Below are 8,120 nucleotides of genomic sequence, written 5' to 3' on the forward strand. Positions count from 1 at the left end.
GAGCACCACCTGCGCCGGGTCGAGGCGCTCGGCGACACCGTCGGCGCGTTCGTCACCGTCACCGCCGAACACGCGCGGGCGGCGGCCCGCGCGGCCGACGCGGTCCCGGCGGCGGACCGGCATCCCCTGCACGGCGTGCCGACCGCGATCAAGGACCTGACCCTCACCGCCGGGGTACGCACCACCTTCGGCTCGGCCGCCTTCGCCGACTTCGTCCCGCCGGTCGACGCCGACGTGGTCCGCCTCATGACCGACGCCGGCCTGGTCAGCGTCGGCAAGACCACCACCTCCGAGCTGGGCTGCTCGCTGTACTCCGAGGGGCTGGTGGCGCCGCCGGCCCGCAACCCGTGGGACCTCGCGGGCACAGCGGGCGGGTCCAGCGGCGGGGCGGCCGCAGCGGTGGCCGCCGGACTGGTGCCGGTGGCCCAGGGCTCCGACGGCGGCGGCTCGCTGCGCATCCCGGCCGCGCTCTGCGGCCTGATCGGCTACAAACCCAGCCGGGGCATGGTCTCCGGCGGGCCACTCGGCTTCGGTGGCTTCGGGCTGCCGGTGAACGGGCCGATCGGCCGCACCGTCGCCGACGTGGCCGCGCTGCTCGACGTGCTGGCGCGACCCGTGCCCGGCGAGCCGTACCTGCCGCCGGCCGCGCCCGCCGGCGGCTACCTCGGCGTCGCCCGCTCCGCCCGCGCCACCGGCCCCGGTCGGCTGCGCGTCGGCCGCTTCACCACGCCGATGCTCGCCGACGAGCCGGTCCACCCCGACTGCGTCGACGCCGTCGACCGGGCCGCCGCGCTGCTCACCGACGCCGGGCACGAGGTGGTCGACGTCCCCGCGCCGCTCGGCCCCGAGGCGTGGCCGCTGTTCGAGACCCTCTGGTACGCGCTGGCGGTCACACCGGTCCCGCCCGACCGGGAAGGCGAGCTGCTGCCGCTGACCCGGTACCTGCGGGAGCGCGGCGCGGCCCTCGGCGTCCCCACGCTGATGGCCGCGCTCGGCGAGCTGCAGGCGCAGGTACGCCTCGGCGTACGCCGTACCGCCGGTTGTGACCTGCTGCTCTGCCCGACGCTCGCGGCCCCGCGGATGCCGGTCGGCGCGCTCGCCGCCCTCGAACCGGCAGAGGATTTCGACAGGCAGCGGCGCTTCTCGCCGTACTGCGCGGTCTTCAACGTCACCGGCGATCCGTCCGTTTCCCTGCCGGTCGGACGCACCCCCGACGGCCTGCCGGTCGGGGTGCTGCTCACCGGCCGGTACGGCGACGACGCGACATTGGTCGCCACTGCCGCGCAGCTTGAGCACTCGAGTGGCGGATGGGATCAGCACCCCGCAATCTGGCTGGCCACCGACTCCGCTAACGTGAACATCACAAGTGAGGTGCGGCGCGGCCGGTCCTGACCGGTCACCCGACCCGAATCATTCCTGGTCTCTCTTTCCGCCTGGGGGCGTTGGGATTGTCTGTTACCGAGACGTTGGTGGTCTTCGTCGGCATCCCGGCCGCCGCGGTGCTGCTGATCGCCGGCCTGGCGGCCGTCGGGGGCAGCCGTGGCAACGGTGGCGGCGCCAAGCGCTACCGGCCGGGCCGGCCCTTCGACTTCACTCCGGTCTGGTTCCTGAGCCGTCCGGAGCAGCTGGCCGACTCGGCCGGCACGGCGCTGTCCGCCGGAGCGCAGGCGCCGGCGTTGACCAGCCGCAAGCAGGAGCAGGCCGGCCGGGAGGCGCCGGCCGGTGGAACCGGAGGCGCAAGTGACCGTTGGTGAAGCGCGGCCCACGACGGGGACGGACACTCCGCCCGACGTGCTGGACGGACCGTTCTCGACCCGTCAGCTGCTCCGCATCGACGAGGCGCTGCGCCTCGCCGACCAGGGCACCGGCCTGGTCTTCTCGGTCTACGTCGGCGGGCTGGACGAGCCGATCCGGGAGCACGCCGAGCGGCTGCACCGCCAGCTCGCCGAGCCCGACCGCTCGGTGCTGATCGCGGTGTCGCCCAACCAGCGGCAGCTGGAGGTCGTCACCGGCCGGTACGCGCGCAAGCGCATCCCGGACACGTACGCGAAGCTGGCCGCGCTCTCCATGGTGGCCGCCTTCGGCGGCGGCGACCTGGCCGGCGGCATCATCCAGGGCCTCGACCAGCTCGCCAGCCACGCCGGCAAGGGCTGAGCCGCCCCGCACACGACGAAGCCCGGCCCGCGCACCGCGCGGGCCGGGCTTTCTCGTCGTCTCAGCGGGGCCAGGCAGAAGGATCCAGGCGCATGGGCCACGGCTCGTCGAGCTGGGCGGCGTCATCCGGCCCGACCGTACCCATCAGGTTGTAGTGGACACCCTTGACCAGTTGGTAGCGGTAGATCACCGGGCCGAAGTCGCCTCGCTCCACCCGCCAGTAGTGCGGGATGCCGGCCTCGGCATAGAGCGGAGGCTTGATCAGCCGGTCATACCGGCGGCTGCTGGGTGACTCGATCTCGACGACGAGCGCGACATCCGAGGGGTGCGTCCACAAGCCGTCCGGGGGAGCGCTCGGCTTCAGCACGGAGATGTCCGGAATGAGATTGGCGACAGGTGCCCGGAGTCCGGCCTCCCGAATGACCCACCAACCGGTCGGCGCAGTGGCCTGGAGCGCCGATCGGATCTCGTCGGCCAGAAGTTGGTGCCCGTACCCGGGGGGTGGGGTCACGTGCAGGCTCCCGTCGATGATCTCGTAGCGGCTTCCGTCCTCGGGGAGGTCGGACAGGTCCTGCTCCTGCCACGGCCGCTCCGGCGGGCGCCACTCGTGGGTCGGTTGTGCCATCACGTCCACCTCCTCCGCACACGATAACGGCCGGGGGTCGGCGCGGGCTCCCACCCACGCCGGCCCCCGGCCGCCGCGCCCCTGCTTTCAGGCGCTGCGGGCGTCCCGCTCGCGGGCCCTCAGCGCGCGGACCACGCCGTCGCGACCCTCGGCCACCAGCCGCCGCAGCGACGCCGGCCGCCCGTCCTGGGCCAGCCACGCGTCGGTGGCCGCGACCGTGTCCTCCTCGACCAGGTGCGCCGGGTAGGCGAGCTGGACGAACTCCTGCGCCGGCTCGCTGTCACGCTGCGCCCACACCTGGTCCACGGTGGCGAAGTACCGCTCCCGGTACGGCGCGGTCAGCTCGACCTGCGCCGCGTGGGTGAAGCCCTGCAGCAGCGCCCGGTTGCGCCAGTTGGGCAGCGCGTCCGGGCCGGTGAGCAGCGCCCACACCGCCGCCTTGTTCTCCTCGGTCGGCACCAGCGCGTGCGCGTACGCGGCCTCCCGCTCGCCGCTGGCGGTACGGTCGGCGGCCAGTTCCGCGTCCACGTCGGCGGCACCGGCCGCGCCGTTGGCCACGAGCGACTGCAGCACGGTCCAGCGCAGCTCGGTGTCGACGGTCAGCCCCTCCGGCACCCCGTTGCCGTCCAGCCAGCCGCGCAGCGTCGCCAGGTCCTCGCCGGAGCGGGCCGACGAGGCGTACGCGCGGGCCCAGGCGAGCTGGAAACCGCTGCCCGGCTCGGCGGCGGCCAGCGCGGTCCGGGCGGTACGGGCCAGGTCCGCCCAGCCGGTCGGCGCCCACTCCGGGTCGGCGTAGAAGGTGAGCGCGGTGTTCGCCTGCCGCAGCGTGGCCGTGACCAGGTTGATGTCCGTCTCGGCGGTCAGCCCGGCCAGCACCAGCGCCACGTAGTCGCGGGCCGACAGCTCGGCGTCGCGGGTCATGTCCCAGGCGGCCGTCCAGCACAGCGCCCGGGCCAGCGACGAGTCGAAGCCGGCGATGTGCTGCACCACGGTGGCCATCGACCGCTCGTCCAGCCGCAGCTTGGCGTACGTGAGGTCCTCGTCGTTGAGCAGCAGCACGTCCGCGGCGGGCTTGCCGTGCAGCTCGGACAGCTCGGTCAGCTCGCCGGTCACGTCCGTCTCGATCAGCTCCCGGCGCACCAGCCGGCCGTCGGTCAGGTCGTACAGGCCCACGCCGATGCGGTGGGTACGCAGCGTCGGGTAGCCCGACGGCGCCTCCTGCCGGACCACCACCCGCTCGTACGTGCCGTCGGCGCCGATGGTCACCTCCGGGCGCAACGTGTTGACCTGCGCGGTCTCCAGCCACTGGGCGGCGAACTTGCGCAGCTCCCGGCCCGAGGCCGTCTCCAGCTCGGACAGCAGGTCGTCGAAGGTGGCGTTGCCCCACGCGTACTTGCCGAAGTAGGCGCGCAGGCCGGCCAGGAACGGCTCCTCGCCCACGTACGCGACGAGCTGCTTGAGCACGCTCGCGCCCTTGGCGTACGTGATGCCGTCGAAGTTGACCTCGACCGCCTCCAGGTCCGGCATCTCGCAGTAGACCGGGTGGGTGGAGGAGAGCTGGTCCTGCCGGTAACCCCAGTTCTTGCGGATCGACAGGAACGTGGTCCAGGCGTCGGTGAAGCGGGTGGCGTGCGTGTTGCACCAGTGGCTGGCCCACTCGGCGAACGACTCGTTCAGCCACAGGTCGTTCCACCAGCGCATGGTGACCAGGTCACCGAACCACATGTGCGCCAGCTCGTGCAGGATCGTGTTGGCGCGCTGCTCGTACTCGAAGTCGGTGACCTGCGAGCGGAAGATGTAGTGCGACTCGGCGTGCGTGACGCAGCCGAAGTTCTCCATCGCGCCGGCGTTGAAGTCCGGCACCCAGAGCTGGTCGTACTTGGGCAGCGGGTAACGCACGCCGAACTTCTCCTGGAAGAAGTCGAAGCCCTGCGTGGTGATCAGGTGCAGGTCGTCGGCGTCCATGTGCGGGGCCATGCTGGCCCGGCAGAAGTAGCCCATGTCGATGCCGTCGTGGCTGCGGCGCACCTCGTGGTACGGCCCGGCGCAGAGCGCGGTGATGTAGGTGCTCATCCGCTCCGAGAGCGCGAAGTGCACGGTCTTCAGCCCCTCACCGGCCGCCTCCTCGCGGGCCACCGGCATGTTCGACACGACCCGCCAGTGGTCCGGCACCGTGGCGTGCCAGGTGTAGACGCTCTTCAGGTCGGGCTGGTCGAAGCAGGCGTAGACCTTCTGCGCGTCGGCGGTCTCGAACTGGCTGTACAGGTAGGTCTCGCCGTCCACCGGGTCGACGGTGCGGTGCAGGCCCTGCCCGCTGTTCGAGTAGCCGAAGTCGGCGTCGACCACGAGCACGTTCTCGGCGGCCAGGCCGGTCAGCGTGAGGCCCTTCTCGGCGGACCAGCCGGACAGGTCGACCGGCTCGCCGTTGAGCGTGGCGGAACGCACCGACTCGGCGGCCGCCTCGATGAAGGTGGTGGCCCCCGGCTCGGCGCAGCGGAACCGGACCTCGGTCACCGAGCGGAACGTGCGACCGGTGGGCTGCACCGCGGTCGACAGGTCAAGGCTGATGTCGTACCCGGTCACCTCGAGCAGGCGGGCCCGCTCGGTCGCCTCGACCTGGGTCAGGTTGCGCACTCCCGGCACTGTTCGTCTCCATCCCACTCGTCTCGCCGCGCCCCGCGGCACCGGTCTTTCCCGGCCCGCTCGTGACGGCCCGCTGAGAACCGAGTCTTCCATGCACGGACCGCTCCCGGTGGTCGAGGTCACGCTCTCATTCCGGTACCGGTCGATACGGCCGTGGGTGGAGGATCGGGAGTGACCGCGCCGGATCCCCGGCGCGACATTGTCGTGAAGGGATGACACCGTGACCGAACGTGTCACCGCGGACATGTGGTTCGACCCGCTGTGCCCGTGGGCCTGGATCACCTCCCGCTGGCTGCTCGAGGTCGAGCAGGTCCGGGACGTGGACATCCGGTTCCATGTGATGAGCCTGTCCGTGCTCAACGAGGGCCGGGACCTGCCGGAGGAGTACCAGGACCTGATGGTCAAGGGCTGGGGTCCGGTGCGGGTGTGCATCGCCGTCGAGCAGGCGCACGGCGCCGAGACGCTGGCGAAGCTCTACACCGCGATGGGCACCCGGATCCACCTCGGCAAGGAGGAACTGGGCCGCGACATGCTGGTCGGCGCGCTCACCGACGTCGGTCTGGACCCGGCGCTCGCCGACGCCGCCGAGTCCACCCAGTACGACGACGCGCTGCGGGCCAGCCACGAGGCGGGCATGCGGCCGGTCGGCACCGAGGTGGGCACGCCGGTGATCCACGCGCCGGGCCCGGACGGCGGGCAGGTCGCCTTCTTCGGCCCGGTGATCACCCCGGCGCCCAAGGGCGAGGCGGCCGGCCGGCTCTGGGACGGTGTGCTGCTGGTCTCCGCCACCCCCGGGTTCTACGAGCTGAAGCGCACCCGCGAGCAGGGCCCCATCTTCGACTGAGGGGTAAGGAAGGGCCCCTTCTTAACGCCTCCGGTAGCGGAAGGGCCCCTTGTTAACACCCGCAGCGCGCCCCGAGCCCCGCACCCGCCCGTCACCGGGCCGGTGCGGGGCTCGTTTCACCGGATGTCCCAGCCGACGGCCCACGCGGGGCCGCACCACGGCAGCTCCTGGAGGCGTTCCCATGGCTAAGCACCGCCGCATGTCCGACGACGCGCCGCAGCCGGCGACCGAGGACTCCGGTGCGACGTACTGGTCGGTGACCGAGAGCGACTGGCCGGCCGGCCCGGCCGAGGTGGCCGACCTGCTGGCCCCGCCGATCGTGGTCGGCGTGGCCCGGGTGGTGGCCACGTCGCGGATGACGCCGCCGGCCGAGACCGTCCGGCCCGGGCGGGCGCCGTCGCGTACCGGCGCCGCCGCGGGCGCGACGACGGTACGCCTCAACGCCGGCTCCCGCCCCGCCGCCCCGGCTCGCCGTCCGGTTCCGGGCCGGCACCGTAACCCCACCGCCTGAGCCGCCCTCCCGGTGTTAAGAAGGGGCCCTTCCTCTACCGGAGGCGTTAACAGGGGGCCCTTCCTTTCACCTGGTGGTAAGGGGGTGAGTCCGGCGGCGGGGGCGATCGGGGCCCGGGTAGCGTCAGCGGACATGACGGTCGTGCATCCGATCAACCGGGCCTGGATCACCACTGGCGGCACCGGCGCGCAGAACTACGACGAGTTCGCCGACGACGCGGAGATCACCTCCATCGTCGAAGCGAATCCGCACAGCGCGCTGGGCATCGAGATGCCCCACCGGGCGCCGGGCAGCCTCGGGAAGTCGTTCCTCGACGCGCTGCCGGACGCGGTGGCGCGCCTGGCCGAGGCGAAGGCGGACGGCAGCTACACGCCGGCCGAGCAGGTGGTGGTGCTCTACCGGATCAGCGCGCCGGGCGAGGAGAGCGCGTACGGGCTGTGGGCGATGGTCGACACCGACCAGATCTCCACCCGCGCCGACGAGCCAGGGCTGGTGATCCGCAACGAGGACGTGTTCATCGCCAAGGTGCGCGAGCGCGTCGCGCTGGCCGAGGCGCTCGGTCACCTGCTCTCGCCCGTACTCCTGCTCCAGACCGGTAGGGGCGACGAGCTGCACGCCGCGCTCGCGGCGGCGACCGAGGCGGCCGGGGCCCCCGCCGCGACCGACGTCGACCAGTCCGGTCGCACGCACGCCATCTGGCTGCTCGGCCCGGGCCCGGCGCAGGACGAGCTGACCACGCTCGCGGGCGGCGGGGAGCTGGTGGTCGCGGACGGCAACCACCGCAGCCTGGCCGCGCAGACCGGCGGGTTCCCGCGCTTCCTCGCGGTGGTCACCACGCCCGCGTCGGTCGCGATCCAACCCTACAACCGGCTGGTCAGCGAGCTGACCACCACGCCGGAGGAGCTGCTCGACCGGCTGCGCGCGGCGGGCGCGGAGATCACCCCGGTGGACGGGCCGGTCGACGTGCCGGCCACCGGCGGCGTCGTGCGCCTCTACCTCGGCGGCCGGGGGTACGCGGTGACGCTGCCGCACGTCGGCGCGGGCCGGCTGGAGAACCTCGACCACGCGCTCGTCGAGCGCCTGCTGCTGCGCGACGCGCTGGGCCTCGACCCGGGCGACAAGCGGATCACGTACGTGGGCGGCGACTATCCGGCAAGCTGGCTCGTCGGTGAGGTCGACGCCGGCCGGGCCGAGCTGGCGGTGCTCGTCGCGCCGGTGACCGTCGACGACTTCGTCGCGGTGAACCTGGCCCGGGAGAAGATGCCCCGCAAGAGCACCTGGTTCACCCCGAAGGCGCGGGCCGGCCTGGTCGTGGCCGAGCTGCCGCACTGACCGTGTGACGT

General features: G+C 72.9%; 8 protein-coding genes. 6 read left to right on the forward strand and 2 right to left on the reverse strand.

Features of this window, described 5'->3' with window-relative positions; all coding sequences use genetic code 11:
* The 3 genes from KBX39_RS16160 to KBX39_RS16170 form a co-directional block, all read left to right on the forward strand.
* The coding region (locus tag KBX39_RS16160; protein WP_210871328.1) for an amidase at window positions 1-1,392 on the forward strand (1,392 nt) is incomplete at its 5' end.
* A 74-nt stretch (window positions 1,393-1,466) separates the two neighbouring features.
* On the forward strand, window positions 1,467-1,754 hold the full coding sequence (locus tag KBX39_RS16165) for a hypothetical protein (protein WP_043328923.1): 288 nt from the start codon (window positions 1,467-1,469) through the stop codon (window positions 1,752-1,754).
* Window positions 1,741-2,154, forward strand: a complete 414-nt coding sequence (locus KBX39_RS16170) for a DUF5130 family protein (protein WP_030502180.1) — start codon at window positions 1,741-1,743, stop codon at window positions 2,152-2,154. The genes KBX39_RS16165 and KBX39_RS16170 overlap by 14 nt, the downstream gene beginning before the upstream one ends.
* Window positions 2,155-2,215: 61 nt before the next feature.
* Here the strand turns inward: KBX39_RS16170 and KBX39_RS16175 are convergent, their stop codons facing one another.
* Both KBX39_RS16175 and pepN read right to left on the reverse strand, forming a co-directional pair.
* On the reverse strand, window positions 2,216-2,779 hold the full coding sequence (locus tag KBX39_RS16175) for a Uma2 family endonuclease (protein ID WP_064448676.1): 564 nt from the start codon (window positions 2,777-2,779) through the stop codon (window positions 2,216-2,218).
* An 87-nt stretch (window positions 2,780-2,866) separates the two neighbouring features.
* Window positions 2,867-5,413, reverse strand: a complete 2,547-nt coding sequence (pepN, locus tag KBX39_RS16180) for an aminopeptidase N (protein WP_209964409.1) — start codon at window positions 5,411-5,413, stop codon at window positions 2,867-2,869.
* Window positions 5,414-5,642: 229 nt separating this feature from the next.
* Between pepN and KBX39_RS16185 the strand changes: the two genes are divergently transcribed.
* The 3 genes from KBX39_RS16185 (at window position 5,643) to KBX39_RS16195 (ending at window position 8,109) form a co-directional block, all read left to right on the forward strand.
* Window positions 5,643-6,266: a DSBA oxidoreductase gene (locus KBX39_RS16185; protein WP_043328926.1), complete on the forward strand. Its 624-nt coding sequence runs from the start codon at window positions 5,643-5,645 to the stop codon at window positions 6,264-6,266.
* Between the two features lie 181 nt (window positions 6,267-6,447).
* Window positions 6,448-6,777 carry a hypothetical protein gene (locus tag KBX39_RS16190; RefSeq protein ID WP_069087302.1) on the forward strand — a complete coding sequence of 110 codons (330 nt, stop codon included), beginning with the start codon at window positions 6,448-6,450 and terminating at the stop codon, window positions 6,775-6,777.
* A 132-nt stretch (window positions 6,778-6,909) separates the two neighbouring features.
* Complete coding sequence (locus KBX39_RS16195; RefSeq protein WP_043328930.1) at window positions 6,910-8,109, forward strand: DUF1015 family protein; 1,200 nt, start codon at window positions 6,910-6,912, stop codon at window positions 8,107-8,109.
* Window positions 8,110-8,120: the final 11 nt, after the last annotated feature.

The organism is Micromonospora sp. D75, from assembly GCF_018070405.1.
In the GTDB taxonomy this organism is placed as follows: Bacteria; Actinomycetota; Actinomycetes; order Mycobacteriales; family Micromonosporaceae; genus Micromonospora; species Micromonospora chalcea.

Bases quoted from the DNA above. Each gene is read 5' to 3' on its own strand.
- KBX39_RS16175 (WP_064448676.1), bottom strand. From the start codon at position 2,779: ATGGCACAACCGACCCACGAGTGGCGCCCGCCGGAGCGGCCGTGGCAG.
- KBX39_RS16190 (WP_069087302.1), top strand. From the start codon at position 6,448: ATGGCTAAGCACCGCCGCATGTCCGACGACGCGCCGCAGCCGGCGACC.
- KBX39_RS16195 (WP_043328930.1), top strand. From the start codon at position 6,910: ATGACGGTCGTGCATCCGATCAACCGGGCCTGGATCACCACTGGCGGC.